The following is a 26,189-nucleotide window of genomic DNA, read 5'->3' as shown; positions in this document are numbered from 1 at the left end:
AAAATATTAGTGGCTTTAAAGGTCTTTGGGTATGTCTCTTGACGGGAGTTACCCCAAGGTAAGCGTAATCGTTGTAAACTATAAATCCTATGACTTGCTCCGAGAATGTCTGAGCAGTTTGCTGGAGAGTGATTATCCCTCATTCGAAGTAATCGTCGTCGATAGTTTAACCCCACATATTCGCGAAAACATAGAGAAGGACTTCAAGGACAACAGAATAAAGGTCATTCACTTCGATTCGAACATTGGCGCCGCGGCATCCCATAACATAGGCGCTATCGCGAGCGACCCTTCGTCGAAATACCTGGTTTTTATGGATAACGACGTACTCGTTACCAAAGACTCCTTGCGAGCACTGGTAGATTCTATGGAGCGAGATCCACAGATGGGCGTTATCCAAGCCAAGGTAGTCTCGCTAAGCAATAAGGGCAGGATGGATCATATGGGACTAGGACTCGACCTAGCTGGAACCTGGCTCACAACGTATGGCCAGAGGGCTGAGATTCTAAACACTTCCATGGAGATCTTTGCCGCCTCCTCATCGATGATGATTACGAGAAGGGATCTGTATTTTGAGGCCTTAGGCTTCGACGACACTTATTTCATTTATGACGATGACACGGATTATAGTTGGAGGGTAAGACTTTTAGGCTATAGTATAGGATTTGAGCCCAGAGCGGTTGTTTACCATGGGGATAAGTTTTCCGTCAGGCTTAGACACGACAAACTTTACTTCGGGTTTCGGAACCGCTTACTAAACATTTTCAAGAACATGGAGGCCGAAAACCTGGCTCTAAGCATGATTATTACCCTTTACCTTGGATACCTTAACGTTGTTCTGCTAGCACTTGCGTTTAAAGGCAGGGAGGTTCTCGCATACGCTAAGGCCAGCATCAACGTGGTTAAGACACTTCCTCTGCGAAGCATTCATAGAAAAATTATTCAAAGACGAAGAAAAGTCAAGGACAGCTTCTTCTACCGTAGAGGGTTCCTTCGAAGAGATCTACTGGGAACTATAGTTATGATGCGGGAACTCCTAATTAGATATTATCACAGTCTCCGGGAAAAATAGAGGAAAACCAACACATATATAACTGGGCGTAACCTTCTGGCATTGCGCCTAAAAAGGCGACTCGAGAGAGACAAATGTATAATGTAGGAGAAACAAGAGAAGTAAAAATTGCAGACATAACTCCTAGTACTAGAAGGTTCTCCGTGACCTTCAAGGTTCTTAACGTTGGAGAGGAAAAACAGATTACCTCGAGACGTGATGGTTCCGAGCACCGAGTGGCTGATGTACTGGTCGGCGACGAGACAGGCGTTGCAGTATTGACTGCGTGGGACAACGAGATCGACCAGTTTAAAGGGATGGTTGGCGAAACAGTGACGCTTAACAACGGTTATGTCTCGCTGTATCAGGGTAAGCTAAGACTAGGGCTCGGGCGCTTTGGATCTATAAAACCTTCTGAGGAAAAAATCGAGGAAGTAAATTCTGAGATGAATATTTCTGAAAAAGAGTTTGAAGATACTGGATTCAGAGGAAGAAGGGGCGGTAGACGCCGCTTCTAAGCCATCTATTACTATCTTTTTACTCTAAATTTTTTCTCTTAATTTGTTCTGAGAAAAAGTATTGATAGTGACTAGTCTACTTGATTTATGACTGCTATCACGAAGTCGTTGACATTTGTCCCTGTGTAGCCTGTTTTAACATGACCTCCCAACGCTTTGAAGAAGTTGTAACTATCATTGTTCGTGAGGAAGTCTTCCGGCTTTAGGCCTTGCCGGAGAGCCAGCTCGTATGTGTTTCCGTCGACAACCGCCCCGGCGGCATCTGTTGGTCCGTCTCTCCCGTCGCTGCCTATACATGCTACGGCTACGCCCTTTAACCCCCTTATTCCTATCGCTATGCTTAATGCCATTTCTTGATTCCTGCCGCCTATTCCGTTGCCCCTAACTGTGACCGTTGTCTCGCCTCCGAGAAGAAGTACAGCTGGTGGTTTGACGGGAATCCCTGACCTTTTAACCTCTTTTATTAGCGAGACTATGACTCTTCCAACTTCACGCGCTTCGCCTTCAAGCATAGACGTGAGGATTAATGGGTTGTAGCCCAGCTCTCCAGCTTTCCTCGCCATCGCTTCCAGCGATATCATGTTACTGGCTATGATCACGTTTTTCACCTTCGAGAAAAGAGGATCCCCCGGCTTTGGAGTTTCAGGAACCTCGCCTTTTAAGCCCCTCTCAATGTGATCCTTTATAGATTCGGGGACCTCTTCCCATAGCCTGTATTTGACCAGGATGTCGCGTGCATCCTTGAATGTTGTGGGGTCGGGTACTGTTGGACCAGAGGCTATAGTGTCCATTCGGTCACCAATAACGTCTGATATCATTAGAGCTACTAGACGCGCAGGCTGGGCGTGGCGTGCAAGCCAGCCGCCCTTGATCATGGAAAGATGTTTTCTAACAGTATTAAGCTCGAAGATGTCTGCTCCGCGCCTCATAAGCTTTAAGCTGATATCGCTTATCTCCTCGATACTGACTCCCTGGACAGGATATTCGAGTAATGCGGAGCCTCCCCCAGAAAACAAAGCCACGACAAGATCTTCGGGTTTAAGATTAGATATAGTCTCAAGCACTAGACGGCCAGCGTTAACGCTCTTCTCAGAGGCTTTAGGATGAGTAGCACCCACCAGTTTTATTCTTTTAAGCTTGTAACGGTCAACTATCTCTTCGGGAACCGAGACTACTCCCTCCTTTATTTTCTCACCTAGAACGGACTCTAATCCTAGCGCCATTCCACCAGAGGCTTTCCCAGCACCGACGACATACACATTTCCTGCTACATTAATGGCATGCCCATCCTTTAGAAGGAGGGTGTCCCCTTCGAGGGAAATCCATTGCTTTACAGCTTTTTCAGGGTCAGCGGCATTGATTCCCTCTAGTGCTATCGTCAGTGCATCTATTCTAGGTTTTTCGTTCTCGTTTTCCATAATCTCATGTAGTATGAAATTGGATAGGATTAAATCTATTCCTGTAATAAGGCCTAGGTAAGGGTTGCTATAGTTATTGATCCGATCTTCACTTCTAATCGAGTAGAATCTCCGTGCGGAGTGTATACAGGTATCTTTCTGAGTGTTTTAGGCTTAAGAGTGATTCTCGACTCGTTCCTGTAGTTCCTTGCTTCCAAAGTCAAGGTAATGTTCAGAGGGAGGGATCCGTGATTCTCCAACTGTATTATGACGTGACTCTTCCCACGCTCAACAACCACAACCTTGAGGTTGTTACTCAGGAACGTGTCGACTATCCTCATGGCCTCGTCGGCCCATGTCTCCACGAACCTAGCTTCTCTTTCGATCTCGCCGTACCAGTAGAAATCACTGTCGAAGGCTATTGAAACTGCTCTCATGGCCTTGTAGAGTTCGGAGCTGGGGTCGTGGGATATTTTCCAGGCGTCCTCCCCGATCGAAAAGTATAATGATAGAACTTTTGCGAGAGCTGTGAAAGCCTTTTCCCACAACTTGTCCTTAACAGGACCCGTCCATTGGCGATCACTAAGGTTTATCCAGGAGCCGTATGGAATATATGTGAGGATTCTCGTGGGGGTATGTGACTCTAGATAGTCCTTCAATGTAGTCATTTTTATCACGGTACTGTTCTCGATGTATTTTACTATCTGGGAGAGGAAATAGGGTGCATAGGTTCGATAAGAGGGCATAATCATCCAGTTTTCACCGTCGAGTGCAATAACTACTACTCCTCCGGGAGCATTTTCCCGCCTCTTTGCTAGTTCAACGACAAATCTCCTGGCTGCCTGGTCTGCATCCTGCTCGTCCTTAAAGTCCACATTAAAGCTTATCCAGTTGCTAAGTGTGAGGTCTCGGAAAAAGACAATGAGTTGGCTGGATGAGACTGGATCTACTACGAGGTAAGGGTCGTATATGGAGTTTTTATCCCCACCGGACCTTGAGAAGTGTTGCTCGCAAAGGACGGTGTACTTGATGCCCATCTGGCTGTATATGTTTACGAGCTCCATGCTCCAGAACATCTCGGGGGTCCAGAAGCCTATAGGACGAATGCCCGTGACACGCTCAACTATTTCCAGGCCCCGAGCGATCTCCCATTTTATTAGAGTCTTGGCCTCCTCTACGAGTCCCTTCTCGTATGCCTTTCGCAGTATAAAACCTAGGATTGTATGCGCGTATACGCTTCCAAGGATCTCAATCACACCCTTCTGGGCTAGAGACCGAATTTGCGCAAGCAGGTTCTCGAACTCATTTTTTCTTGTGTTCACCTCGCCTGGGAGGTTTTCCCCTCGGGTAATTGCGTACTCCCATTGCTCGAGGAGTGAAGGGGAGAAATGATCCACGTCTTTAAAGGTGGGGTGTCGTTCGTGAATGTTCATGTGAATCGCATAAGGACCTCCCTTGAAAGAATAGAAGCTGCCTTCCAGTACGTGTTTGTAGGCCCAGAGATCCTTGAATGTTCCGTCAGGGTAAAACTGTGGGGCTTGATGATGATGCCACACGAAGGCAACGTATATAGCGTCTCCCTTTCTAGCAACGTAGATGGGGTACTCCAGGGATGAGATTACTTTTCCCTCTACTTCGAAATATACACCTAAAATTCCCTCTCCCCAGGACGTGGGGACTTTTATTTCCGCTTTAAACTCGTTCGTCTGTCCTGGTTGGAGCTTTAAGCTGTCGAAGACAATGTATATCTCCTCCTTTCCCTTCACTCTGAGTAGAATGTACGGCTTACCTGTAATTTCACTTGAAGCCTCATTTGTTAAATTAAAAGTTATTTGAAGATTTTCACCTTCAAGAATGACAACTTTGTCTATGTTCGCTTTTATTCGAATCATGTCAAACACTTTTTAAATATAGAGTTAGAGAAAGAAAAACTTGGATGCCCAGCGTTTTAAGCGGTTTTCACAATCTCAATCTCTATAGTTGACACGGTGCGCTCCTTGCCGGGCTCTCCGACTTTCTCGCTGCCAATCTTTATGTTTCCATAGCTGACGTTGCCGCCTAGAAAGCGCTTTACAAGCTCGGCAGCGTCTACAGCCCTGGAGATTGCTCGGCCTCTCGCCTTTAGGACTACGCGCTTGCTTCCACTGCTGAACTGTGTAACTGCTGCTAGGACGTAGCTGCTTACTGGCTTGTTGCCTACAAAGATAACTCCTGCCTCAGCCATACTCATCGCCTTAGGGTTTTTACGCAGAATGAACAATTACTGGATAGTTTATAAATCTTTTCTTTCTTTTCTACTGCTTTCTTGATTACAAAAAAAAGTGATACTCTTCGTTGATGTTTCATTTTTCTTGGGAGTTCTCAGATTCCTTCTCCTGCATTACAACGTAATAGTACTCTTTGAGAACTTCTTTTTGGTATCTATCCATCCAAGAGCCCGGCTTATTTATCCTGGGCCTCTTCGTGTCAGGATCACGCCTGAATGTTAATGACATATCTTTAAGGAATAGGTTCATGCCTTTCCTCATATCCATTGGAGACGACGCCTCTCCTTGTTTGCCTGGAATGCCTCGGAACACCATAAGCGTCATTGCAAGGAAATCTATCGCTACGATGTCGTGCTCGACAACTATGGTTGAAACACCCTTCTCTGCAGTGAGCCTCTTGATAACTTTCGCTACAGCGTATCTCTGCTCCACGTCCAGGTAAGCCATAGGCTCGTCGAGGAGATAGATGTCAGCCTCCCTTCCCAGGGCAGCCACGATAAGGACTCTTTGTAGTTCACCACCACTCAGGTCTTGCATGTAATGGTCTAGCAGAGAGTGAACCCGGAGAGGCTTCATGAGCTCGGCCTGAATCGTAGGAGAAGATGTATCGACCTCGGATGACCGTAAAAACTCTCTTACCGTTCCCTCAAACTTGACCTCGCCGAGAAACTGGGGCTTGTAGCTTAACCGGACATTCTGTACCCTCTCAACCCAGCCCTCGTCGGGCTCGATCTCCCCCGCTAGAATCCTAACAAAGGTTGTCTTACCTATTCCATTCGGACCGAGAACCCCTACGACTTCCCCGCGGTGAACCCTTCCCTCTTCAACTCGCAGAGTGAATTCACCAAGGCTTTTATGAATTGTGCCCCATTTGACCAGAACGCTTTCGCTAGGCCACTCTACAGGTGGGGGCCTCTCGTGAAACTCTATCGGGTACTCTCGGAATCGTATGTTTTCCTCCCTGATGTACCCTTGGATGTAGGAGTTTATGCCTGCCCTTACACCCTTAACTATGCCTACAATTCCATACACGCCTGGCTCGCCGTAGATAATGGAGACCAGGTCGCTTACGTAGTCTAGAACCGCAAGGTCGTGCTCAACTATTATTACGTATTTTCCCGGCCTTACCTGTTCTTTTATTAGGTTTGCAACGCGAAGCCTTTCCCTTATGTCCAGGTAGCTTGAAGGCTCGTCGAGGAGATAGACGTCGGCGTCCTTGGAGAGAGCAGCCGCAATAGCTACTTTCTGAAGCTCGCCCCCGCTTAATTGTTTGAGCAGTCTATCTTTGAGGCTTGATAAATTAAGGTAATCAGCAAGCTCTCTTGAAACATTTCTCTCGTCAGCTCTTTGCAGTGCTTCCCCAACCCTTAGATCGTATTTTCGAAGAGAGTCGACGGCTTGAGGCTTATAGGAAACCCTGAGCCTTCCATTAGCCATTTTTTCGAAATATGGTTGTAGCTCTGAACCCTTGAAGAAGTCTATTATTTCGTCCCAGTCGGGTGGACTCTCAAATCTTCCCAGGTTGGGCTTGAGAACCCCAGCAAGGATTTTTAAAGATGTTGACTTGCCTACACCGTTGCTTCCAAGTATGCCTAGCGAGCGCCCCTCCTTGGGGGTTGGGAGGCGGAAGAGTTCGAAGGCGTTTGGACCATACCTGTGTACCAGGCTTTTAGACAGTTTTTCTGGAAGATTAATGATCGATATCGCAGAGTAGGGACACTTTTTAATACATATGCCGCAGCCGACACAGAGCTCCTCCGATATTCTAGCCTTCTTCTCCGTTTCATCTATCCATACACACTTCGATCCCGACCTGTTTACCGGGCAGAACCGGACGCACTCGAGGCTGCACTTGCTTGGCCTGCAAAGAGCCTTGTCTACGACGGCTACCCTCATCCAAGCCAGCCTTGAACAGTCTACTCTTCACCAGTCTCTTCTTCCTCTGCTAGCGTCTCGAGAAATACCTCATATATCTCTCGAAGCTGGCTACGCTCCTCCTCATCCGCTCTGGCCCCCTTCACATCGAAGACTGAAACCTTTGTCTTCTTTTCCTCCGAGACACTTTCACGCGTAGAATAGCCCTTTGTGTCCTTTGCTTTCACTTCGTAACCGCAATTAGGGCAAACTAGGTAGACACCATCTTTTTTCTTCTTTGGAACCATGAGGGTACCGCATTTAGGGCAAAACTCCATTATATTCACCGATTCAAGCTAAACGCTAACCCCCCACAACATGTATATATAGATTGTCCCCTTTTCGGATTACACGCTTTGGTTAGAGGTAGCTGAAAATGCTCGATGACTTCAATCTTATAGTTTCAACCTACCGAGCACGTGAAAACGATTGTATCTCTGAGCTGTGGTTTTTCGCTAGCGAGCTAGGCGATAGGGGCTTGGATGCTAGTAAGACGGGACTACCATCCCTGATTGTAGCAAAGACACAGAAAGATCCTGAAGAGTTTGTAAGTAAGATGCGTGAAAAAATATTAGAGAATCCCTACTATTTCCGATACATTCTAAAAGTTGTCCCCATTCAGGTTGTTGTCCCTGCCTCCTTACAGGACATAAGAGACACGGCACTAAAGCTAGCTAATGCTGGTCTGGAGCCCAATGAGAGTTTCAAGGTTGAAGTACGCGTACGCTTATCCGATCTAAAACGCGAGGACATAATTGAGGCTATTGCAGGGAACATAAAGAATAAGGTAAACCTTGAGACCCCTGACAAGGTGATCGTGGTCGAAATTATAGGTGATAAAGCTGGTATCAGCATCCTGAAGCCCTCGAGTATAATATCTGTCGAAAAACTTAGGCGAGAGGCTAGAGCGATGAGGAGAAGGCCTTCCTCAGGCGGAGAGCTCGAGAAGAGCGGCTCTGGCCCTCAAGATCTTGGTTAAGACATCCTTATCAGCGGGTGCCTTGAGAAAATCGGAATATACTGGAACCCAGCAGTCCTCGTCGTATGATGCCTCCTCGAGCTGGTGAGCTTCTCTAAATCTCTTGAAGGTATCATAGAGCACTGTTTCACCTTTCAACGAGATTCCTATTAGTCCTATTTGTTTACTGTTTCCTTCGAAGAAGAAGCCTTGAAGATTTTTTATGTTTCTATCCCCTATCAGGTAAAGTAACAGTTCAAGCACAAGGGTTCTTGAAATCATTTTATTCTCCAGGTAGTTTTTAATGGAGTATAGCAGACCTGTTTTTAGGACTTTCCATGACGGGAGCTTACAGCAATCATTGGTTAATATGAGCCATAAGCCTTCACTTGTATTTTCCTTAACCCATCTAATTAGTTCTTGGAGGCCAGACCCCTGACTCCGTTCTAGGCACGCTAGGATTATTTCAGCTTTAGAGCCTGAGACCTGTAGCTGCTCTCTTATCATGTTTATATGGCTTCAAAGACGCTCTTTTATAAAGGGTTTTTCCAAGATCCTAAAGAAAGAGACCTCCTATTCATCGAGGAGACTTTCAAGCATGTTCCTATGCTCCCCCTGCTCCCCAAGTGTCGCATCGATGCTGTCAAGCACTACCCTGCAGTCTGGAGGATGTCAGCGTAGATCCTGTGGGAGGCGATGCGTGTGCGTCGAATGTTTACCTCCTCGACCGCCTCCGTCAGGGCGTGATACGCCCTCCCTGCATGGTCAACCTGAAAAGCCTGCATAGCCCTGGACTCCCCCGGGTTAATGTTGAGGCCACCGGCGAGGGACAACGCCCGGCTGTAAGCGTCCAACGCCCCCCCCCGGTGCGGCCCGCCCTCGAGTATCCTGGCGAGCCTCCCGTCGCCGACCCGTTGAAGGACTCGTAGCAGGTCCTCCGCGTCCCTGACAGCCCTCCAATCACCCCTTGCAAGCCTGTCAAGGACTACACGCAGATCCCCATACTGCCCCCCTCCAGCCCGTGTTGCCTGCTAAGCAGGACGAATTGCCTAGCACTGGCACGCTTCACGGCGGGGAAAAGCACGCCTGAGGACAGGGCACTCCTAGCACAGCTCAAGGCAAGGGAGGGGGGCAGGCTCACAAGGCTTGGAGAAGCATTACTAGAGCTGTGCAGGCAAGCATACGCTAAAAAGCATTAAACAGGAACATTAAAAAGGTAAACAATTAGTCTTTTTATACCTGAATAATAATATTAATCATACCGGCCGCCGCAAGGCCCTCAACAATGGCCCTCAACCCCCGACAAGGGGGGATGAGCGGGCACACGGCCTCGACGGCTACACAGTGCTTCCCCGAGAAAACTGGGGCACACACGCCCCTGCACTCTCGGGGAAAAGAAAGCAGGCAGGGCGGGAGAGGGGCAAAGCACAGCACGCACAAAGCACAGCAAATACCATGGGCCGAAACCAGACCCCCTCAAAACATAAGCCTTTTTTAATCCTCCGCCTCCACCTTTAGTGGTGGCGCCCCCTTGTGAGGGGGTGGAGGGTCCTGTGAGGGCCTCGCCGGCCCCGTGGGCCGCCTGGCCCGAGGGGCGCCCACCCGGAGTAGCCCGAGGCGAAACGGGGGCGCCGGGGCATGGCTCCCGGGTAACCATGTATCAGAAAAGAATGAATTGAAAATAAAAACATAACATTATGAAGGGTAACTCGGGGGCCATGCCCCAGTAACGCATGGCAGTTGATGGGATTACTAACCTTCGTTAAGGGTGAACGTGATGGGTATTATCGCCTTCATGTCGGATTTCGGCTTAGAGGATTACTATGTTGGGGCTGTTAAAGCTGTGATTAAGAGGGTCTGCCCCTCAAGTGAAGTGATTGATATTACTCACGCGGTAGCCCCGTGGTCGCTTCTCGAAGCGGATTACTTATTGTCATGCTGCTACGATGATTTTCCTTCTGGCACAATTTTCCTCGTCGTTGTTGATCCTGGAGTGGGTACGTCTCGCAGAGCCCTGATAGCTAAGACCAGGGATTATTGGTTTATTGGGCCAGATAATGGCGTCTTTTCAGGGGTTTTGGAAAAGAGTTCAAACCTAGAATTGTGGAGTATCCGTAGTGTCCCCCATAAACATAAAAGCTCTACGACGTTTCACGGACGGGATGTTTTCGCACCTGTCGCAGCGCATATCTCCTGCGGGGGTAGAGTAGAAGATGTTGGTGAGCGAGTAACTGACTATGTGCGTCTCAATAAACCTCCAACTAGATTAGAAGGTGATATACTTACCGGGTATGTCGCCCATATTGACAGGTTTGGAAACGTTGCTACGAGCATAGATAAGGGACTCCTTGAGGACGCTGGTATAGAGGCCGGCTCGATGGTTGGGGTTTGGGTTGGAAACCGTTACTTCGAGCTGAGTGTGTTAAGGACATTCGGAGAGGCAGGTGAAGGCGAGCTTTTCGCTTTGATCAATAGTTGTGAGAAACTTGAGTTTGCTGTTAATAAGGGAAGAGCATCCGATAAGCTATCAGTGAGAGTTGGCGACACTCTGAGAGTAAAACGATTGTAGAAGTCTCTATCTCTTTGGAGTGAAACCTATACCCCTCACGGTTATCTTAAATTTGTTTTCTTCCTCATCAATCTTATAATGAGCGCCTAGTATATTCTTACACAGCTCAAGCGCTGTTTCAAGATGCAAGGTTAGCTGTGAAGTATAGAACATTGATTCTCCCTCCGCTAACGACAAATAGATTACAAGGTTATCGGCTGCATGGGGATCCACAGGAACCTGGGCCTCCAGGCTTTTTAGAATATTCTCCGCTGCCTCCCTACCAACGACCTCGGCAGGCTTGCCCTTTTCACCAATGGAATCCCCTCCCACTATCCCATCTCCAACAAACGACCATAGGACGATACCTGTTCCCTTGCCAATCGCTGGCGTTTCACAGTCCAGTCGTATTTGCGAAACTTGGTAGCCTCTCTGAGACAGGAGCTGAGTAGCGGATACTGCTTGTCGCTTGGCGATATTGCATGGGAGATTCGCAGAGTAAGATATGCCTTCTACAGGTGTAGCTCTAGGCCCCCCGGTGAGTTTTATACTTTTAAGAGGGTAGGACGGTTCCGTCTTTACAGCTACAATACCTCCTCCCTCGGGGTAGAAGCCGTGCCTTATGAGTCTTGATGATGCTTTTACACCTATTTTACTAAACAATCGTAGTAGGATATTCTCGAAGTAGTGGTAAGGGGGGCTCCAGCGAACACTCGTACCGCCCTTTACCTGCATACTTAGGCTACCGCTCGCCGCTATAAGCACAGGAAGAGTTGCCTGTAGAAAGAGGGTTACTGATCCAGCTGTCCCTATATCTACACTGTAGGTCCCACTAGGTAGTTGCTTGAGCGTTGGCTTGAAAATAATTTCGGTCGACCCCACTCTTAGACCCTCCACCTCCGCGCGAACAAGATCCGCAATGAACTTCACCGCTGCGAGGTGTTGTGGTCTTAGTCCAGGGTTATCCCTTTTTGCCCTAATGTTATATATACGGAGAGGCTCCCCCGTTAGAGCCGCGAGCGCTACACTGTACCTTAAAAGTTGACCTCCACCCTCGCCGAAAGAGCCATCTATCTCTATCATCATGCATCACCTAACATCTTGTAGACATGTAGTGCTCGTTGGAGGACAGTTAGATATGTGAGAACCAGCAGTCCAGCGAAGATTATCCTTGCTACAGTCAAACTAAGGGGCGCTGTAATTAGCGCCAGAAAGGTGAGAATTAGCCTTTCGGCTCGCTCAGCAACACCGATGCCCATCATTTCAACACCAAGAGACTCGGCTCGCGAGCGAGTATAACTCACCAGGAAAGCTCCAATCATAGCTATAAGTAACTCCTCGACACCTACGATGCGGAGTAAATAGAGCAGGTAGTATGATAAGGCATCTTCAACACGGTCTATTGTCGAGTCAAGAAAAGCCCCAAATTTTGTAACCTTCCCAATGGCACGGGCAACTTGGCCGTCGATAGCGTCGCTTAGTATCATTAAAATAAAAAACAGAATCATTAATGGATAATGAGCGTAGGCTAGCACTGATAGAAACCCGAAGAGCAGCCCTGTAAGGGTTATCAGGTTTGGATCAATGCGTAAGTAGACGAGGGGGGCAGCTATATACCTTAAATATACTTGTAGCTTTGCGCGAATCCTGTTAAGCATTGACTCCTCATCCCCTTTCATATAGAGATTATAAGTTTAAGAAACCTATCATTGGTTCAGATTTCCTCTACCAATTAAATCGGTATAAACCCAACCAAATTTCCCGCGGTAGGACACGCCTGGAGTTAAGTGAGCCCCCGGGCATTATACCTTGCTGGAGCGTAACGAGAGTATCGCCTTGGCTATGTCGCCTCCGCTCTCAATTAGAGCCTTCTTAGCCTCCTCGCGTGTTGCTCCTGTCTGAGCGACTATAAGATCAATGTCCTCCTCTGAGACCTCGAGCTGTTGGGAGCTGGGTGCCACTGTTAGTGGGCTTTCCTCCTCAACACCGCTGATCTGATAGATTTTGCCGCTTCCTTTAACCTCAAGCACTTGTACAACCGGGTTTTTAATCGTGATGATCTTGTCCCTTAGTTTTATCTGAACTTCCTCTACTCCTTCTATATCCTTTAAGCTCAAACCCATTCTTTCGAGTAGTCTTCGCTGCTCGCGTGGGCTTAGCCTTTTCATATGTTATACCCTTTGCCATATATTGCTTTAAAACTATCTCTCAAGGGAGAACAGGTATATGTGTAATACGCTTAGTCCGGGGGTGGGTCGACTGGCTTCTAGCCATCTATTCATTAAGCCTCCAAAGCGTGAATCAAGGCCTCCTTGAGATCCTTGGTGTTCGATATTCGTCCCTGGAAAAGATCTTTCACGCCTCCACCACGCCCGCCTAGCTTGTCACAAAGCCTTCGACCTATTTCACGCGCATCGTACTTGTCGAGTAATTTGTCGTTTACTTTCAGTGCAACCCGCCCGTCTGAGCTATAGGCTAAAACTATGGCGTTGCTTTTTGACTTTCCTAGGGTGGTCGCAACCTCTCTTGGATCCATATCTGATGACTCGACGAGATATACCTCGACATCACCCTTCCTGTAGACGGGTGAGATTGTTTGTTGGTATGAACCTGTTAGGATCTGTTCTCGTAGGCGTTTGACCTCTTTCTCAAGGACTTCCACATTCCTTACCAGTTCTCGAGCCTTCTCGACAACCAACTCATCTGTAGCTTGCAGGATTTCCTTTAGAGATTGTATTTTTGCTTCTTGTTCCTGAATGTGCTTTAGAGCGGGTTCACCTGCTTTAAAGACGACCCTTACAACGCCGTCTTGTATCTTCTCAAAGCCTAATATCTTAATTATTCCTATTTCTCCAGTGTTGTCTACATGGGTTCCCCCGCAGGCTTCGGCGTCCCAACCCTCTATCTCCACTATTCTAAGGATTTTCTCGGGGACAGCGCCACCCTGATAGAGTGTAAAGCCATACTTCTGCTCAGCCTGGGTTCTCTCTAGTAGATATTTGCGGACGGGCCTGTTTGACCACACTACACTGTTCGCTAAGTATTCAATCATACGCGCCTGTTCCGGAGTGATGGACTTGTGGTGCGTGAAATCAAACCGTACATATTCCTCCGTTTTAAGAGCCCCCGCCTGCCATACGTGTCTTCCAAGAACTCGCCTAAGGGCTCCCAGGACGACGTGAGTGGCTGTGTGATGCCTCATAAGGTTGAGTCGTCTTTTGATATCGATGTATCCGTTGACGGTCAATCCTTTCTCGGGTATTTTCCCGCGGCATTGGTGGAGAATCACGTCGCCCACCTTTATAACTCTTTCAACCTCACAAGTCTGGCCGTTGAATTCCAATCTACCTACGTCTGTTAGCTGTCCACCCCCCTCTGGATAAAACGCTGTTTTGTCGAGTATAACGTATTTCCCGTCTAGGACGCCCAGAACCGTTGCTGTGAAATTCGCTAGTTTTTCGTCCTCGTAATATAATTTTCGAGTTGGCGGGAAGTCCTTGACTTGGTTTGGATCTATCGCTATACTTAGGGCTTCTTTCTGGCCTTGTTGCGATCTGCTTCTGAGTTCTGCTAAGCGAGAATAAAATCCAACAGTGTTTACTTTGAGGTTATATTTAGCAGCTTTTTCCTCTAGAACTTCTGGCGGTATTCCATGGGATTCGTACAATGTTACAAGCGTATCGCTGGGAATCTCGCTTGCTCCACTGCTTAAAACATTACTTATCACTTCAGATATTATCTTATCACCTCTCTGGAGGGTTTCTCGGAATCTGTTTTCCTCCTCGTCTATAATGTCTAGTATCTCGTCTTGTATCTCGAAGTATTCTGGGAAATCCGACTTCCACTTCTCTATCTGTTTCGAGATGACCTCGGCGAGCCTCACTTGAAGCCCAAGCCTCCACATATATCTGAGGCTGCGGCGGATCAGGAGTCTTGCAAGGTAGCCTGCACCAGTGTTGCTTGGTACTATACCGTCACCAATCATCCATAGAAGCGAACGGGTGTGGTCTGCTATAGCATAGATGGATTCGTGTGGCTCGACGTGTTTTCTGAGCTCTTCTAAGCTCATGCCTAGTGATTTTGAAATTGCTGTGAGGGTCTCATAGGCCTCTATTGGTTTTTTGTAGTCGAGCCTGCCGCTTAATCTGGCGATTTGAGCCATGATATGGGGGTCAGGGAGGCCTACCCCTGACTGGTTTCTAAGGTATTCTATTATTTCAGGGAAAACAGCCTCATAAACGTTGTATTTGCCTGTCAAGAGCCAATATATTCTTTCCAAACCATAGCCCGTGTCTACAATTCTATTCTGTATCGGGACGAGCTCTCCGTTTTCTCGTGTCTTGTAATGCATAAATACTAGGGTTGCCACCTCCAAGCCTCGAACAAGAACCTCGTAGTCTTCTCCAGCGTTCCCTCCCCCACTCCACATATCATATACAAATGTTATCTCATCTGGCCTTATACCGTATACCCTGGTGAAAAGATTAAAGGCATATTCTACGGTCTCGTTAGCCCAATAAACACTTTTCCCGGGAAAGTTGAACGCGTGATGCGCCATCATTTCGAAGCCGGTTAGGTGTCTGCTAGTCTTTCCTACGTTATCCACGTCTGTCAGCCTGATGCTCGGCTGAGAGATTACGAGTGGGTTAGCTGGGGGAGAGACTAACCCCTCGGTGACCCATGGCTGAAAATCATAGATCGAGGCTCCTACAAGGTAGACGTCCTCGCGCCACCTAGCTACCACAGGATATCTTTTGACCGGCGTGTGACCCCTTTCTTCGAAAAATCTTATAAAACTGCTTCGTACCTCGGTGATGCTTTCCACATGTTTTCCTACCTTCTCGCCTATGAAAGAGTAGGGTTCACAAGGTTGATCCCCGCATGTTTCTCGATTTGGGTTTAAGGTCCAGAAAACTCTGCCGCAGTAGGGACACTTCTTTTTAATCCATCCATTCTCGAGGAAGAATGGAAGATTCTCAAAGTCCTCCATGACGCCTCATAATAAGCAGGCTTGGGATAATATTTAGTCTTCGCTGTTCAAAAACAGGTGAGTTTGAGCATCAGAGGGCTTTAACAGCGATGCTTTAATGGTGAAATAAACTAGGCTGCTCGGTAATAATCAAAAAATGGACCATGCTTATACTGTAAGTTTTAGATGTTTGGGTTCTTAGATTTTAGTAAGTTATAAAGTGCTTGTGCCTCAGCAACCGCCTTGGATATAGCGTAGGGTAGGACTTCTTTGTCTGGAATACCTGCCTCTACCGCTACCGACAAAGCCTCCCTGTAAGCCTTAGCTACAAGTATACTCATCACTTCTGGGAGCGGTAAGGCCGCGTTAACAGACAAGTTGAAGGCCTGGGAGTGCGCACTCTTGATTCTATCAATGTATAATTGCGGGCTCAGCTCAACGTCTTCAGGCTTCACCATTCGTCCGTCAATGAAGATTAGCTTAACGTTTAGCTTGCTCTCAATGGGCTTCATTCCAAGCTTGCTTAAAAGGTCTGCTAGCTCGGGGGATATTGTATCTCCGGGCTTTGCCACTACTGTATCCTTGGCGATCCATATACTTCCCTCCTGAACTCGCATGGGGATGTTAAGTTTGTTAAACAGACTTATAGCGGGACCCGGAGGTATTCCTGTATTACCAGCAGGAACAACTATTTCACTTGTTGCCACGTCACCCGGGCGTGCTGGCCTCATGATCTTCTGCTTGTCCAGGAAGATTAGCACTTCGAAAGGATTAGAGTTGGTGAACACTACAGCGTTTTGTCCTCTTAAAGCCTGTTTAAATTCATCGGAATATCTTCCAGCCTGTCTTAAAGCAATCAGGAAGAGGGTGTTCTTCACTACTTTTAGTACAGAGTCTTTTTGCCTTAGCAGATCTCGACTACCCTTTACGACGGAAGAGGGGAGTCCGGTAATCCCGGCAACCATGAAGTATTTATACCTTTTCAGGTATTCTACCAGCTCTTCAACAGCTTTGGCTTTACGCATTCGCGCCGGATTCATTCTCCCAGTGGAAACAACAGCTAGACTGCTCACTTCTCAACACCTGCCTTTTCAACCTTGACAGGACTACCCATTGTTAGCTTAATGTATATGTTCTTAATATTATTGATAGTGAACTTCTTGAGAATCTCGTCTAGAACTGCCTTAGCATTTGCAGCAAGCTGCTCAACAGGCTGATCTTCTGTGCCTATCCTGCACATAACAACGGGGTCTTCCCTAATACGTATCCTTATCGATCTTCTCAACCTTTCCACTATGGGAGCTATAGGGGCATTGGGCGGTAGGGGTTGAGGCATCTTACCCCTTGGACCCAAATACTTTCCAAGAACACGTCCTACTTGTACCATTAGATCTGTCTGGGCTAGGAAGAAATCATATCTCTTAGCAAGTTTCTTTAGTGTTTTCTTCTCGTTAGCCATCTTCTGTAGCTCGTCCCTATCAATTACCAGGTCTACGCCCGCCTCCCTGGCCTTGAGAAGAGTGTCTCCCGAGGCTATGACAACTATCTTTGAAAGTTTTTTGGGTGGAGGGTTCGGTAGAGCCACCACAGTGTTTATCCTGTTTTCGGGCTTTTTCAAGTCAACATCCTTTAAGGTTATTATCATTTCTACACTTTGAACAAAGCGGCGTTTCTTGTTAGAAGCCTTAAGAGCTTTTTCAATGGCTTCCGTAATGTTCCCAAAGGCACTTGTGGCTACTTGGCTCATGCAGCTTCACCCTCATATTTTCTGATAATCTCGTCGTAAACCCCTCTATTAACATCTTCAATAAACTGTTTGGGTTGCTTACCATCAATTGTTATACCCATGCTCTGACAGGTCCCAGCCACAGTTTTCACGGCTGCCTTCAGACTCTTTGCCCCCATCTCCTTTATCTTGATTTTAGCAATCTTAACCACCTGTTCAACAGTAAGGTTCCCAACCCATTCTTTGGTACTTTGGTGAGCCCCCTTCTCCAATTTTAGTTCCTTCACTATGAGTGCGGCAGTGGTAGGCGTCCCAACCTCTACTTCGAAGGTCTTGTTCTCAGTATTAACTATCACCTTAACCGGAACGCGCATTCCGGCATACTCTTGGGTAAGCTCGTTTATTTTCTTGACAACTTGCATCACGTTTAAACCTAATGGTCCGAGGGCTGGACCTATCGGGGGGCCTGCCGTTGCTTTACCTCCTTCAACAAGAAAACTAAGAGTCTTAATGTTTTGAGACAAGACATCCCACCTACTTGAGAGCTACAAACATGGAGGATCTCGTAGCCTTTAAGCCAGGCTCTCCATGTTCAACCTTCTTGGTTGTTGGGACGAATTCCCCAAGGTAATGTCCTATTCGGTCCGGTGTTATTTCGACTGGAACGAATTCTTTGCCGTTATGCACGTGGATAGTTAAACCTATCATCTCAGGGAGGATTATGAAGTCTCTAAGATGGGTACGTATGACGGGTTGTTTCTTTCCCTGGACAACAAGCCTCTTGGCGCGGCGGATCTTCTCCAATAGCTTTAAGTGCTCTTCACTAGTCCCTCTCTTTAGAACTCTATACAAGGATCTACGCTGGCGAGAGGGCAGTAGTTCGATGAACTTCTCTAGAGGCATTTTTTCAAGTTCCTCTAGAGTATACCCCCTGTAGGTGAACTTACTCGCTGACTCCATCTAGTACACCTGGCTTCCATACTCTCCCATAGATTTAAGCTTTTTCACTCACCTATCAGCGTTTTTATTCTTTTTGGCCCTTTTCTACATTAGGACTTAACTGAATGGTCTGGAAAAATGTTAGTCGAGAATTATAGTTAGGGGTAAAACCTAATCATAGTAAAGAATCTGAAAGGATATTAAACTATACTCTGCTTATCGTCTTCAGAATAGTACTCTCGAGACTTGTGGCTATCCCTCCTCCAACTTTACCTTTAATGTCACGCATAACAATATTTTCTATGAGCATTTTACTTATATATGCTGTCCTACCGAATAGGATCTTGCTTTCCCAAACCATCACGGCCTTGTTGAACCCTACGGAGCAGAGTGATTTAGGTCTCGAGTTTAAGAAAATAGGCCTGTGTACATAAGAGGGCTCGAGCCCCTGAAGCTGTCTCATAATATTTTTCGCAGCTGTCTTGCCTTGGAGTATTGCTTCCTCAGCCATTTTCATTGCGCAGTCAGAGTTCCATGCGAAATACGTAATGTCTCCCACTGCATACACGTTGTCTACCCCCTTCACGGTTAGATTTGGATTCACAGCTATCCAACCTCTACCCGAAGTCTCAACGGGCAAATCGAACTTTAACCTCGGAGCTCGAATGCCTACAGACCATATGACGGCGTCAAATTCTAGACTTTGCCCGCTTTCAAGCGTAACAGTGCTTCCTTCCACCTTCTTGACGCCATCCCCTTTGACAATGTTAACTCCGATAGATTTGAGGAAATTCTCTACCGCTAAAGAGGCTTTTTGGTGGTTGAGTGTCGGTAGAAGATACGGCATCTTTTCTATAATGGTGATTTTTTCACCGCCTAGTCTCTCAGCTAGCTCACCGGCGATCTCAACCCCTGTTAGTCCACCTCCAACGATGCCTATTTTGATGTCGTTTTTTGATGCTATTATTTTTTGCATCTCAAGATAATGTTCAAGCCTCCATGAAGGTATCGTGTTCTCGGCACCCGGAATCCCGAAATACTCTATTTGGGCCCCTATAGCAATGATGAGATAGTCGTATTCTATAACATCATTATCCCTTAGGAAAATCTGTTTATCTTTAAAGGAAATTCCTGTGACTTCACCCTTCCTGAATTCTATCCCTAGTCTCTTAGATATTTTGTCGAAGGGCTCTGTTATGTCTTCCACAGTCTTCTTTCCAGAAAGTAAGTATGGGAGCGAAGGCAGGTAAACGAATTTATCGCTACTGTCGAGTAGTACTATCTCATGTTGTGATCCTAGCTCGGCTCCACTCAGAGTTTTGAGTGCGTAAAAACCTCCGAAGCCTCCTCCTGCTACAACAATTTTCTTAGCCATCAGAATATATAATAACTTTGATAACTTATAATTTTGTAAGTAAACATTGTTGTTATTTATGTAGGAGTACCAGCGGAATAGGAACAAACAAGAAGTTTATCACTATATGATGATGTTAAAGTTCAATATTTGAGGAGAGAATTCTTTAGAGTAAACTAGTACTACCTTTGAGTCTTAGACGCGCCTTTCTTTCTTCCTGTTCTCCTAGCCGCTATGTGTCCAACTTTCCTCCCGGGGGGTGCGTTACGGGGAGCTGGAGTAAGCCCTTTGGGGTGTTGTCCTCCACCGGCTGGATGTGCATATGGCGACATTGCTTTGCCACGAACCGTTGGATACTTGAATGACTTGGCTCTAGACCAGTAATACTTTTTCCCAGCCTTGAGAAAAGGTTTCTCAGTTCTACCTCCTGCCGCTACTATTCCGACAGTCGCCCGAGCATTGCCATCTATTTCCTTTACCTTTTTTGAGGGAAGCTGTATGAGAGTCTTGTTCCTCGAGTGTGCCAGTATTATAGCGTAGGCTCCACTACTCCTTGCAAGCTTGCCACCGTCTCCGGGCCGTAATTCGATGTTGGATACAATTGTTCCCTCAGGAGCACTACCTAGTTCAATGATGCTTCCAAGAGCAATAGGCGCCTTAGCGCCGTAGTAGATTTTCTGGCCGACTGCGAGACCTTCAGGCGGTATCATTATCATTTCCCGGCCATCTTCAAATCGCACGATAGCGAGGGGGGTACCGCGGCCAGGTTCATGTACAAGCTCCTTGACATACCCTTCAAGTACCTTGTTTTTGAATTCCTCGGCGTTATATTCTATGTAGCGTGCCGGGCCTATCTTCTTCCACTTTGGGTTCCTAAATACTGATCCTCCACGACCTCTTCTCTGAACCAGTAATCTTTTTCCCATCTAGCTCACCCTTATACAAGACCCATCCTGGTAGCCACATCTGAAGCGGAATACTCCTTAGATAGTCTTACATAAGCTTTTTTGTTGCCGTCCATTGTGTTAAGAGTATTAACCTTTTCCACTTTCACGTTGAACGTTTTCTCCACTTCTTCCTTGATTTGTTTCTTCGTTGCCCGACGATCAACTATGAATGTCAATGTATTTGCCTCCTCGATAAGCCTTAACGTCTTTTCTGTTAGATGGGGCCTTATGATGACACTACTATTTTTTCCGCTCATCCACGCATCACCTTTAGCTTAGAAAGTCTAGTCTCTAGTGTTTTAAGTGCACCTTCCGTATATATTGTGAGCCGGCCAGGAACTCCTCCCGGGGCTAGATGAAGCACTGAAAGTTGCATCGCATTGACAACTTCGACTCCTGGGATGTTTCTAGCAGCCTTGGAAATTTCCCTGTGATCATTGACTACTATTAGAACACTCTTAGGCTTTTTATACTTCCTACCTCTAGTCTTTCCCCTGCCTGCCCTGACCCTAATCCCTTCTGCAGCCCGCTCCACGTCAGGCCATACTCCTAGCTTCTTAAGTATCTCGCGAAGCTTTGAAGCTGTGTTCACCTTCTCGATATCATCCAAGGTAACGAGAGGCAACGGCTTCTCAGGAACCTTGTGGCCTCTACGTTTTACAAGATCGAGAATAGCCGTAGCGCTGATAGCGGAGGCAAGGGCAAGTAATCTCTCCTTCTTGTTTATTCTCTCAACCAGTATCTTCTCAACTTTAGGAGGATGAGCGCGCCTACCTTTAACGGCTTGAGGCACTCTAGCTGCACGCATTCCTCCTTTGATCCTTGCAACTCGGGCAATACCGAGTCCTACACCCAGGCTCTCAGCCGTTGTCCTCAGGCCTGCCAGAACGTCTGTCCCCTTTGGTTGTAGTCTGGCTGTGAATGCTGCCAGGTAGGCTCTACGTATGAGGTCTGTTCTTATAGGGGCCTTGAAGAACACTGGTAGGGGTATCTTCTTCTGTTCGTTTCCATCCATGTCGTAAACGGTTATTTCCTTAACAACTGTCTCGATGCTGCTCATCAAGCTCACCCACTAACTTGAGAGAATTGTTGTGTGCTAATATAAACTACTTTGGGGGCTTCTAAGGGTTTTAGCAACCTTATCGGGTATCTGAGCTTCACAAGCCTCTTAATGGCTCCAGGTACACTGCCTTCTATAAGTATAAATTTCGTACGGACTAGACCATAGTGAGGCCAGCCGCCCGCAGGGTTAATGTTCTCCTTTGCCACTTCTCCAATCTTTATAATTCTTTTATTGTATTCTGTTCTCTGATGGAATCCCGTTTGTCCAGCGAAGGGAGTGTAAAACATTATGGAGGGGCCTTGAGGTCCGACGCTTCCTATTCTACGGTGACCCTTACGATGCTTGTGCCATCGCGGCATCTCCTTTACACCATATCTCTTTACTACGCCCTGGAATCCCTTTCCTTTAGTCACAGAGATGACGTCGACATAGTCTCCTTCTTTGAAGACCTCGCTTATATCGATCTCTTTACCAAGCTTCCCAAGGGCATACTCTAGAGCTTCTTTTGGAGAACCACCAATTGCGATCTCGAATACTTCAGGCTTTTTCTTCCCTAGACCGCTCTTCCGGGGCTGTGTAGCAACTATGAGCCTAACTTCTTTAACTTTTTCAATTTTCTCGAGGATTTTCTTCTGCTCTTCAGAATAGTTTTCCTTCTTTGGTATCGTGAAGACCCTTTTAAGGTCTTCCGGCAGCTGAGGACTCCATATCTCGCTTAAGGTTTTCAGACCATAAACACCCGAGGAGTACAGTCGGACTCCAACAACTAGTAAAGGTGGCACCTCAAGAACCGTAGCCGCGTATATCCTTTCCTGACCATAGAATGGACTGTTTTTATTCATCTCGATGCCCACAATATGCAACATTCCAACCTTGTAGCCGGCAAAGCCTAAAGGGACAACCTTGTCTACTTTGGGCCACCGTCGAATCCTAGCTACGATGCTTCGAGCACGCTTTCTGGGATAATAGGCTCTAGACCCTCTACGAGGTTTGTGACCTTTAGCCATTCAACGCCACCACTACTTCTAGGATGCACCGGTTCGATTCAACAATGATAGAGCTTATTAAATTTACGGCATGATCAAAGGCATACAGGAATAATCGTTAATCCAAGAAAATGTTGAAGACCGAGAGAGTGGCAAGAACGGCTTCCTCGGTTCTGACGCTCCGTGTACCCTGACAGGGAAGCGTATTCAGAATATAGTCGGATAACTCTTGAAGCGACTGGTTATGCTCACTCGCTATCTCGAAGAGGCCTTTCCTCCAACTCCCAAAAAGGAAAAGAACTCCCTTCGACCCTCTCTTTATCAATTCCCCCTTTATCGAGTTAAGCTTTTCATAGGTTAATCCCTCCCCCCTCCTAGAAGTCGCTACAATCAAGAAATCTTTTTTCCTATACGTCTCGACCACGGACAATAGATCCTTGAAACAACTAATTCGAAAATTCCAGTAGATGTTTAAATCACTCGGCTGAACAAGAGACCATCCGTTTAATTCTCTTCTAATTGTTACTCGTTTACCTACTGCGGCATTTCCCTCTACCAAAAGAGGCTTCTCAAGACCCGCATCAATAAGAAGTGACTTTCCATGTCTTGCTATGACTACTCCCTCTCTTAAATCATAGTCATCCCTTCTAAGCTGATGGGGTGGGATTGCGAGCGGAGGGACTAACCCTATGTACTTTAACTCTTTTTTAATCGGTATTAACCTCCTCCTAAGGTACTGAGGAGTTTCAAGAGCCTTTAAAACTTCGGCTACCTTTCCACACGGATGGCCTTCATGTCTGAAAATCGCGACTTCCTCCACGCGAAATATCCCTAGAGTCCTTGCCAGGAATGCTATATGAAAGGTACGAGCAGGCTCCGATAAATTCGAAAAGTTTGAAGAGGGGAGGGCAACAACACGCTTAATAAAAGGTTTAGGCGGCGGAAATGTACATTCACTCATTTAAAATTCCGTTATCTCTTTACTTCCCACTGGATTTCTCCTTTGATTTTGCTGCTTGTGACTTCTCTTTTGTTAACTCTCTCTTTCTTTCAATGAAAAGAGAGGTTCTCTGTCTTCCACCCATCCGTTGCGCACCCGAATGGAAATGTAACTGTGAGTATTTAAAGGCTACGCATGTTGAGCCGCTGTGCTCGACTCAAGGAATATTATTCAACGGCAACCCAGTAAGCCATTTTACCTCTTCTCTCCTCGCGAACCTTGCCCTCGCGGAGAAGCAGGCGAAGAATGTAAAACACTTGGCTGTGGGAGAGGCCTAAATCCTTGACGATCTCAACAGTAGGTATTGGTCCATGCTTTTTAAGATACTCATGAATAAGCTTTTTACGTTCTATTATTTTGTCGGTTATCTTTCGCGGCATTCAGCCTCACCAACTTTAATTTTTGTTTAAGTATTAAAATTTTATTTTAACATACAATTTATAAATTTTTTTATTTTCTAATAACCATTTGGAGATTTTTCACAAGGAACAAGACTTGAGAGAAAAGAAAGCTACTCGCCGAGGAGCTTTGATAGAGATGGATACATTTCAAGTGCACGCTCACTGGCAAGTATAGAGTAGTATTGTATTGTTATTCCTACAAGTAAAAGTATACCCGTGCCTCCTCCCATGGCTCTTAGTAAGTCGCTTATAACCGCGATAATACCTATTAGGATACTGCTCAGTATTGTGAGGCTCCATATATATCTTCTAAGCATATTAGCGATTATCTTTTCGCTTTTCCTGAAACCCGGTATTTGTAGCTGTGCCTTTACCAGTTGCTCCGCCTGGCTTTCAGGATCCATTCCCGAGGTTATTATCCAGGCAACACCGAAGAGCACAGCTAATACTATGTAGAGCAAAGCATACACAGCCACGTGTACGGGATCAATCAATATTGAGTACAATGATCGGGGCGGCGTTATATAGTAAATAAGACTGCCCGGCATTGGAACAGGCCCATTAGGCGTATAGTTAAATTTAGCAATAACGTTCAGATACGGGTTAGTGTTCCCAGGGTTTACTCGAGGCCATAAGGCCTGTGTAATCATGTAGAAGTTAGCATATAAAGCTCCCACAAGGATAACAGGCATAACGGACACATAGAGTAGTTTTAAGGGTATTCTCGTCCGCATACCACTAAACCTGGCGCTTGAAACTGGAATTGTAACTTTTGTACTCTCCATGTAGGCAAGGATTAGTAAAAGGAATAACATTGAAATAAAGCTAACAAGATCAGGGTAACCAGTCGGCCTTAGAATTGAGTATCTGAGTAGCGTTGAGTTACCGGTTGTTACAAATGTTGATATGCCAATGGCTAGGGAGGGGATAAAGCCATAGTACAAACCATCAGCTAGGGGACCTATGGGTGCAAACATCTCCCAGAATATCTGCTGGGCCACCCCTGCAGCAATGAAGAGACTGACTGCGCTCCCGATACCCCAGCCCTTCTCAAGCATATCGTTCATTAGGATGACAAATATGCTTGCAATGAAAAGCTGTATAAAAACTAGGTATTGCTGCTGTACGCTTAAAGGACCGTAAACGCCACCGTAGATGTAGGCGAATGCCTCAAGGGCAGCGAACAGTATAGATGTAAGCTTTTGTAGCCCTGCAAAGGTTTTTCTACCCTCAGCAGACGTAAGGTCAAGATTAACGATTTTACTTCCTACAAGAAGCTCCCATATAATGCCGGCGGTCACTATTGGGCCTATTCCTAACTCGATCAAGGTTCCACGCTTAGAAGCCATCACTATACGGAGGAACTCTAGTGCGCCAATTGTTCCACCTGTCTGTCTAGGTATCCCGTATAGCGGTATTTGACCCATCAGAAAATAAGCTATGAGTATCAGGGCGGTCCAAAAAAGCCTTTCACTTAGCCCGGGACGCCTAGGCGGACGTTCAACCTCGGGAAGTATTCTGAAGATCGTTGAAAGCCTGTCGTATACGCTCAATTTTCGTCACCTGGAATTAAAACATCTCCACCGGCTTCTTTTATCTTCTGTAAAGCCTTATCAGTAGCCTTCGCGACAGTTACGACAACTTTTTTGCTGATCCTCCCGGAGCCTGTTAGCTTGTTTATCCCCAGCTTTGACAGATCAACAAAGTATTTATCTCCACTTTTTGAGGCTAAACCTGCTTCAACCAACTTTTCTAGCCGCTCATCCAAAACGCCAACGTTAATCGTAGCGTATTGGACAACGATCGAAGGGTGGCGCTTGAAGCCATAAGACCCGTAAAGGTCTGGAGCATACTTCACAGTCCAACTCCACTTATGTTTGTGATACCCGACGAAGCCACGCCCACCCTTTCTTCCACTACGACGGTGCTGGGCCACCCTACCCCATCCGTGAGTTCGGCTTCCACGGAAATACTTGCTTTTCCTCTCTTTTCGTCTGACCAATTTAACGCACCTCATAGCAAAAGTCTAAGAGCTTTTAAAATTTTGCCGGGTTAGGAGTAGGAAGAGACGGCCTTTACACTAATAAGGCAATAAAGCTAGGAACCAATACCATGGTGTAAAGTTTAACAGCCTTGTATTGTTCACTACAG

General features: G+C 46.5%; 28 protein-coding genes. 4 read left to right on the top strand and 24 right to left on the bottom strand.

Annotation, left to right across the window (positions count from 1 at the left end):
- Window positions 1–31 precede the first annotated feature (31 nt).
- Together MA03_RS00485 and MA03_RS00480 are read left to right on the top strand one after the other, a co-directional pair.
- The gene (locus tag MA03_RS00485; RefSeq protein ID WP_052883393.1) at window positions 32–1,072 is read left to right on the top strand and encodes a glycosyltransferase family 2 protein; all 1,041 of its coding nucleotides are present in this window, start codon (window positions 32–34) and stop codon (window positions 1,070–1,072) included.
- A gap of 74 nt (window positions 1,073–1,146) precedes the next feature.
- Window positions 1,147–1,569 carry a single stranded DNA-binding domain-containing protein gene (locus tag MA03_RS00480; protein WP_052883392.1) on the top strand — a complete coding sequence of 141 codons (423 nt, stop codon included), beginning with the start codon at window positions 1,147–1,149 and terminating at the stop codon, window positions 1,567–1,569.
- Between the two features lie 71 nt (window positions 1,570–1,640).
- Here MA03_RS00480 and MA03_RS00475 read toward each other — a convergent pair whose 3' ends face one another.
- The 5 genes from MA03_RS00475 to MA03_RS00455 form a co-directional block, all read right to left on the bottom strand.
- Window positions 1,641–2,987, bottom strand: a complete 1,347-nt coding sequence (locus MA03_RS00475) for a glycerate kinase type-2 family protein (RefSeq protein ID WP_052883391.1) — start codon at window positions 2,985–2,987, stop codon at window positions 1,641–1,643.
- A gap of 53 nt (window positions 2,988–3,040) precedes the next feature.
- Window positions 3,041–4,858 carry a glycoside hydrolase family 57 protein gene (locus tag MA03_RS00470; RefSeq protein ID WP_052883390.1) on the bottom strand — a complete coding sequence of 606 codons (1,818 nt, stop codon included), beginning with the start codon at window positions 4,856–4,858 and terminating at the stop codon, window positions 3,041–3,043.
- Between the two features lie 56 nt (window positions 4,859–4,914).
- A complete protein-coding gene (gene albA / locus MA03_RS00465; protein WP_052883389.1) occupies window positions 4,915–5,190 on the bottom strand; it encodes a DNA-binding protein Alba in 276 nt (91 codons plus the stop codon).
- A gap of 118 nt (window positions 5,191–5,308) precedes the next feature.
- A complete protein-coding gene (locus tag MA03_RS00460; RefSeq protein WP_052883388.1) occupies window positions 5,309–7,129 on the bottom strand; it encodes a ribosome biogenesis/translation initiation ATPase RLI in 1,821 nt (606 codons plus the stop codon).
- A gap of 20 nt (window positions 7,130–7,149) precedes the next feature.
- Window positions 7,150–7,425, bottom strand: coding sequence for a hypothetical protein (locus MA03_RS00455; protein ID WP_236944887.1), 276 nt, complete (start codon window positions 7,423–7,425; stop codon window positions 7,150–7,152).
- Window positions 7,426–7,523: 98 nt separating this feature from the next.
- Here MA03_RS00455 and MA03_RS00450 point away from each other — a divergent pair, with 98 nt between their 5' ends.
- Window positions 7,524–8,126, top strand: coding sequence for a THUMP domain-containing protein (locus tag MA03_RS00450; RefSeq protein WP_052883386.1), 603 nt, complete (start codon window positions 7,524–7,526; stop codon window positions 8,124–8,126).
- On the opposite strand, the gene MA03_RS00445 is transcribed toward MA03_RS00450, so the two are convergent.
- Window positions 8,076–8,612 (bottom strand): hypothetical protein, encoded by a 537-nt coding sequence (locus MA03_RS00445; RefSeq protein WP_052883385.1) that lies wholly within the window; start codon window positions 8,610–8,612, stop codon window positions 8,076–8,078. The genes MA03_RS00450 and MA03_RS00445 overlap by 51 nt on opposite strands.
- A gap of 143 nt (window positions 8,613–8,755) precedes the next feature.
- The gene (locus tag MA03_RS08520) at window positions 8,756–8,959 is read right to left on the bottom strand and encodes a hypothetical protein (RefSeq protein WP_191118600.1); all 204 of its coding nucleotides are present in this window, start codon (window positions 8,957–8,959) and stop codon (window positions 8,756–8,758) included.
- A 923-nt stretch (window positions 8,960–9,882) separates the two neighbouring features.
- Between MA03_RS08520 and MA03_RS00440 the strand changes: the two genes are divergently transcribed.
- Window positions 9,883–10,674, top strand: coding sequence for an SAM hydrolase/SAM-dependent halogenase family protein (locus MA03_RS00440; RefSeq protein WP_052883384.1), 792 nt, complete (start codon window positions 9,883–9,885; stop codon window positions 10,672–10,674).
- A 6-nt stretch (window positions 10,675–10,680) separates the two neighbouring features.
- Here MA03_RS00440 and rtcA read toward each other — a convergent pair whose 3' ends face one another.
- From rtcA to MA03_RS00355, 17 genes are all read right to left on the bottom strand, one after another.
- The gene (gene rtcA, locus MA03_RS00435) at window positions 10,681–11,736 is read right to left on the bottom strand and encodes an RNA 3'-terminal phosphate cyclase (protein ID WP_052883383.1); all 1,056 of its coding nucleotides are present in this window, start codon (window positions 11,734–11,736) and stop codon (window positions 10,681–10,683) included.
- Window positions 11,736–12,332 carry an archaetidylinositol phosphate synthase gene (gene pgsA, locus MA03_RS00430; protein WP_052883382.1) on the bottom strand — a complete coding sequence of 199 codons (597 nt, stop codon included), beginning with the start codon at window positions 12,330–12,332 and terminating at the stop codon, window positions 11,736–11,738. The genes rtcA and pgsA overlap by 1 nt, the downstream gene beginning before the upstream one ends.
- Before the next feature lie 123 nt (window positions 12,333–12,455).
- Window positions 12,456–12,821: a nascent polypeptide-associated complex protein gene (locus tag MA03_RS00425; RefSeq protein WP_052883381.1), complete on the bottom strand. Its 366-nt coding sequence runs from the start codon at window positions 12,819–12,821 to the stop codon at window positions 12,456–12,458.
- Window positions 12,822–12,934: 113 nt separating this feature from the next.
- Complete coding sequence (alaS, locus tag MA03_RS00420; protein ID WP_052883380.1) at window positions 12,935–15,643, bottom strand: alanine--tRNA ligase; 2,709 nt, start codon at window positions 15,641–15,643, stop codon at window positions 12,935–12,937.
- 161 nt (window positions 15,644–15,804) lie between these two features.
- Window positions 15,805–16,695, bottom strand: a complete 891-nt coding sequence (locus MA03_RS00415) for a 50S ribosomal protein L10 (RefSeq protein WP_052883379.1) — start codon at window positions 16,693–16,695, stop codon at window positions 15,805–15,807.
- On the bottom strand, window positions 16,692–17,369 hold the full coding sequence (locus MA03_RS00410; RefSeq protein ID WP_052883378.1) for a 50S ribosomal protein L1: 678 nt from the start codon (window positions 17,367–17,369) through the stop codon (window positions 16,692–16,694). Before MA03_RS00410 ends, MA03_RS00415 begins: the two co-directional genes overlap by 4 nt.
- The gene (locus MA03_RS00405; protein ID WP_191118599.1) at window positions 17,366–17,872 is read right to left on the bottom strand and encodes a 50S ribosomal protein L11; all 507 of its coding nucleotides are present in this window, start codon (window positions 17,870–17,872) and stop codon (window positions 17,366–17,368) included. Before MA03_RS00405 ends, MA03_RS00410 begins: the two co-directional genes overlap by 4 nt.
- Window positions 17,873–17,882: 10 nt before the next feature.
- Window positions 17,883–18,308 (bottom strand): 30S ribosomal protein S19, encoded by a 426-nt coding sequence (locus MA03_RS00400; RefSeq protein WP_052883377.1) that lies wholly within the window; start codon window positions 18,306–18,308, stop codon window positions 17,883–17,885.
- 184 nt (window positions 18,309–18,492) lie between these two features.
- Complete coding sequence (locus MA03_RS00395; RefSeq protein WP_052883376.1) at window positions 18,493–19,662, bottom strand: NAD(P)/FAD-dependent oxidoreductase; 1,170 nt, start codon at window positions 19,660–19,662, stop codon at window positions 18,493–18,495.
- Between the two features lie 161 nt (window positions 19,663–19,823).
- Complete coding sequence (locus tag MA03_RS00390; RefSeq protein WP_052883375.1) at window positions 19,824–20,567, bottom strand: 50S ribosomal protein L2; 744 nt, start codon at window positions 20,565–20,567, stop codon at window positions 19,824–19,826.
- A gap of 11 nt (window positions 20,568–20,578) precedes the next feature.
- Entirely contained in the window at window positions 20,579–20,845 is a 267-nt protein-coding gene (locus MA03_RS00385; protein ID WP_052883374.1) for a 50S ribosomal protein L23, read from the bottom strand.
- Window positions 20,842–21,648 (bottom strand): 50S ribosomal protein L4, encoded by an 807-nt coding sequence (gene rpl4p, locus MA03_RS00380; RefSeq protein ID WP_052884837.1) that lies wholly within the window; start codon window positions 21,646–21,648, stop codon window positions 20,842–20,844. The genes MA03_RS00385 and rpl4p overlap by 4 nt, the downstream gene beginning before the upstream one ends.
- Window positions 21,649–21,653: 5 nt before the next feature.
- A complete protein-coding gene (locus tag MA03_RS00375; RefSeq protein WP_052883373.1) occupies window positions 21,654–22,658 on the bottom strand; it encodes a 50S ribosomal protein L3 in 1,005 nt (334 codons plus the stop codon).
- Between the two features lie 97 nt (window positions 22,659–22,755).
- On the bottom strand, window positions 22,756–23,598 hold the full coding sequence (locus MA03_RS00370) for a putative RNA uridine N3 methyltransferase (RefSeq protein WP_052883372.1): 843 nt from the start codon (window positions 23,596–23,598) through the stop codon (window positions 22,756–22,758).
- A 206-nt stretch (window positions 23,599–23,804) separates the two neighbouring features.
- A complete protein-coding gene (locus tag MA03_RS00365; RefSeq protein WP_052883371.1) occupies window positions 23,805–24,017 on the bottom strand; it encodes a FaeA/PapI family transcriptional regulator in 213 nt (70 codons plus the stop codon).
- A 131-nt stretch (window positions 24,018–24,148) separates the two neighbouring features.
- Window positions 24,149–25,591 (bottom strand): preprotein translocase subunit SecY, encoded by a 1,443-nt coding sequence (gene secY, locus MA03_RS00360; protein ID WP_052883370.1) that lies wholly within the window; start codon window positions 25,589–25,591, stop codon window positions 24,149–24,151.
- Entirely contained in the window at window positions 25,588–26,040 is a 453-nt protein-coding gene (locus MA03_RS00355; RefSeq protein ID WP_052884836.1) for an uL15m family ribosomal protein, read from the bottom strand. The genes secY and MA03_RS00355 overlap by 4 nt, the downstream gene beginning before the upstream one ends.
- Between the last annotated feature and the right edge of the window lie 149 nt (window positions 26,041–26,189).

The organism is Thermofilum uzonense (assembly GCF_000993805.1).
Lineage (GTDB): Archaea > Thermoproteota > Thermoprotei > Thermofilales > Thermofilaceae > Thermofilum > Thermofilum uzonense.
The sequence above is the reverse complement of the archived record's forward strand: the minus strand, read 5'-3'. Positions and strand labels throughout refer to the sequence as shown.

Excerpts from the sequence above, each read along its gene's own strand:
- MA03_RS00425 (WP_052883381.1), bottom strand. The coding sequence starts at position 12,821 with ATGAAAAGGCTAAGCCCACGCGAGCAGCGAAGACTACTCGAAAGAATG.
- rpl4p (WP_052884837.1), bottom strand. The coding sequence starts at position 21,648 with ATGAGCAGCATCGAGACAGTTGTTAAGGAAATAACCGTTTACGACATG.
- MA03_RS00410 (WP_052883378.1), bottom strand. The coding sequence starts at position 17,369 with ATGAGCCAAGTAGCCACAAGTGCCTTTGGGAACATTACGGAAGCCATT.
- MA03_RS00460 (WP_052883388.1), bottom strand. The coding sequence starts at position 7,129 with ATGAGGGTAGCCGTCGTAGACAAGGCTCTTTGCAGGCCAAGCAAGTGC.
- MA03_RS00395 (WP_052883376.1), bottom strand. The coding sequence starts at position 19,662 with ATGGCTAAGAAAATTGTTGTAGCAGGAGGAGGCTTCGGAGGTTTTTAC.
- MA03_RS00390 (WP_052883375.1), bottom strand. The coding sequence starts at position 20,567 with ATGGGAAAAAGATTACTGGTTCAGAGAAGAGGTCGTGGAGGATCAGTA.
- MA03_RS00450 (WP_052883386.1), top strand. The coding sequence starts at position 7,524 with ATGCTCGATGACTTCAATCTTATAGTTTCAACCTACCGAGCACGTGAA.
- rtcA (WP_052883383.1), bottom strand. The coding sequence starts at position 11,736 with ATGATAGAGATAGATGGCTCTTTCGGCGAGGGTGGAGGTCAACTTTTA.
- MA03_RS00375 (WP_052883373.1), bottom strand. The coding sequence starts at position 22,658 with ATGGCTAAAGGTCACAAACCTCGTAGAGGGTCTAGAGCCTATTATCCC.
- MA03_RS00400 (WP_052883377.1), bottom strand. The coding sequence starts at position 18,308 with ATGGAGTCAGCGAGTAAGTTCACCTACAGGGGGTATACTCTAGAGGAA.
- MA03_RS00470 (WP_052883390.1), bottom strand. The coding sequence starts at position 4,858 with ATGATTCGAATAAAAGCGAACATAGACAAAGTTGTCATTCTTGAAGGT.
- MA03_RS00475 (WP_052883391.1), bottom strand. The coding sequence starts at position 2,987 with ATGGAAAACGAGAACGAAAAACCTAGAATAGATGCACTGACGATAGCA.
- MA03_RS00445 (WP_052883385.1), bottom strand. The coding sequence starts at position 8,612 with ATGATAAGAGAGCAGCTACAGGTCTCAGGCTCTAAAGCTGAAATAATC.
- MA03_RS00385 (WP_052883374.1), bottom strand. The coding sequence starts at position 20,845 with ATGAGCGGAAAAAATAGTAGTGTCATCATAAGGCCCCATCTAACAGAA.
- albA (WP_052883389.1), bottom strand. The coding sequence starts at position 5,190 with ATGGCTGAGGCAGGAGTTATCTTTGTAGGCAACAAGCCAGTAAGCAGC.
- MA03_RS00440 (WP_052883384.1), top strand. The coding sequence starts at position 9,883 with ATGGGTATTATCGCCTTCATGTCGGATTTCGGCTTAGAGGATTACTAT.
- MA03_RS00455 (WP_236944887.1), bottom strand. The coding sequence starts at position 7,425 with ATGGAGTTTTGCCCTAAATGCGGTACCCTCATGGTTCCAAAGAAGAAA.
- MA03_RS00480 (WP_052883392.1), top strand. The coding sequence starts at position 1,147 with ATGTATAATGTAGGAGAAACAAGAGAAGTAAAAATTGCAGACATAACT.
- MA03_RS00370 (WP_052883372.1), bottom strand. The coding sequence starts at position 23,598 with ATGAGTGAATGTACATTTCCGCCGCCTAAACCTTTTATTAAGCGTGTT.
- MA03_RS00485 (WP_052883393.1), top strand. The coding sequence starts at position 32 with ATGTCTCTTGACGGGAGTTACCCCAAGGTAAGCGTAATCGTTGTAAAC.
- MA03_RS00365 (WP_052883371.1), bottom strand. The coding sequence starts at position 24,017 with ATGCCGCGAAAGATAACCGACAAAATAATAGAACGTAAAAAGCTTATT.
- pgsA (WP_052883382.1), bottom strand. The coding sequence starts at position 12,332 with ATGAAAGGGGATGAGGAGTCAATGCTTAACAGGATTCGCGCAAAGCTA.
- alaS (WP_052883380.1), bottom strand. The coding sequence starts at position 15,643 with ATGGAGGACTTTGAGAATCTTCCATTCTTCCTCGAGAATGGATGGATT.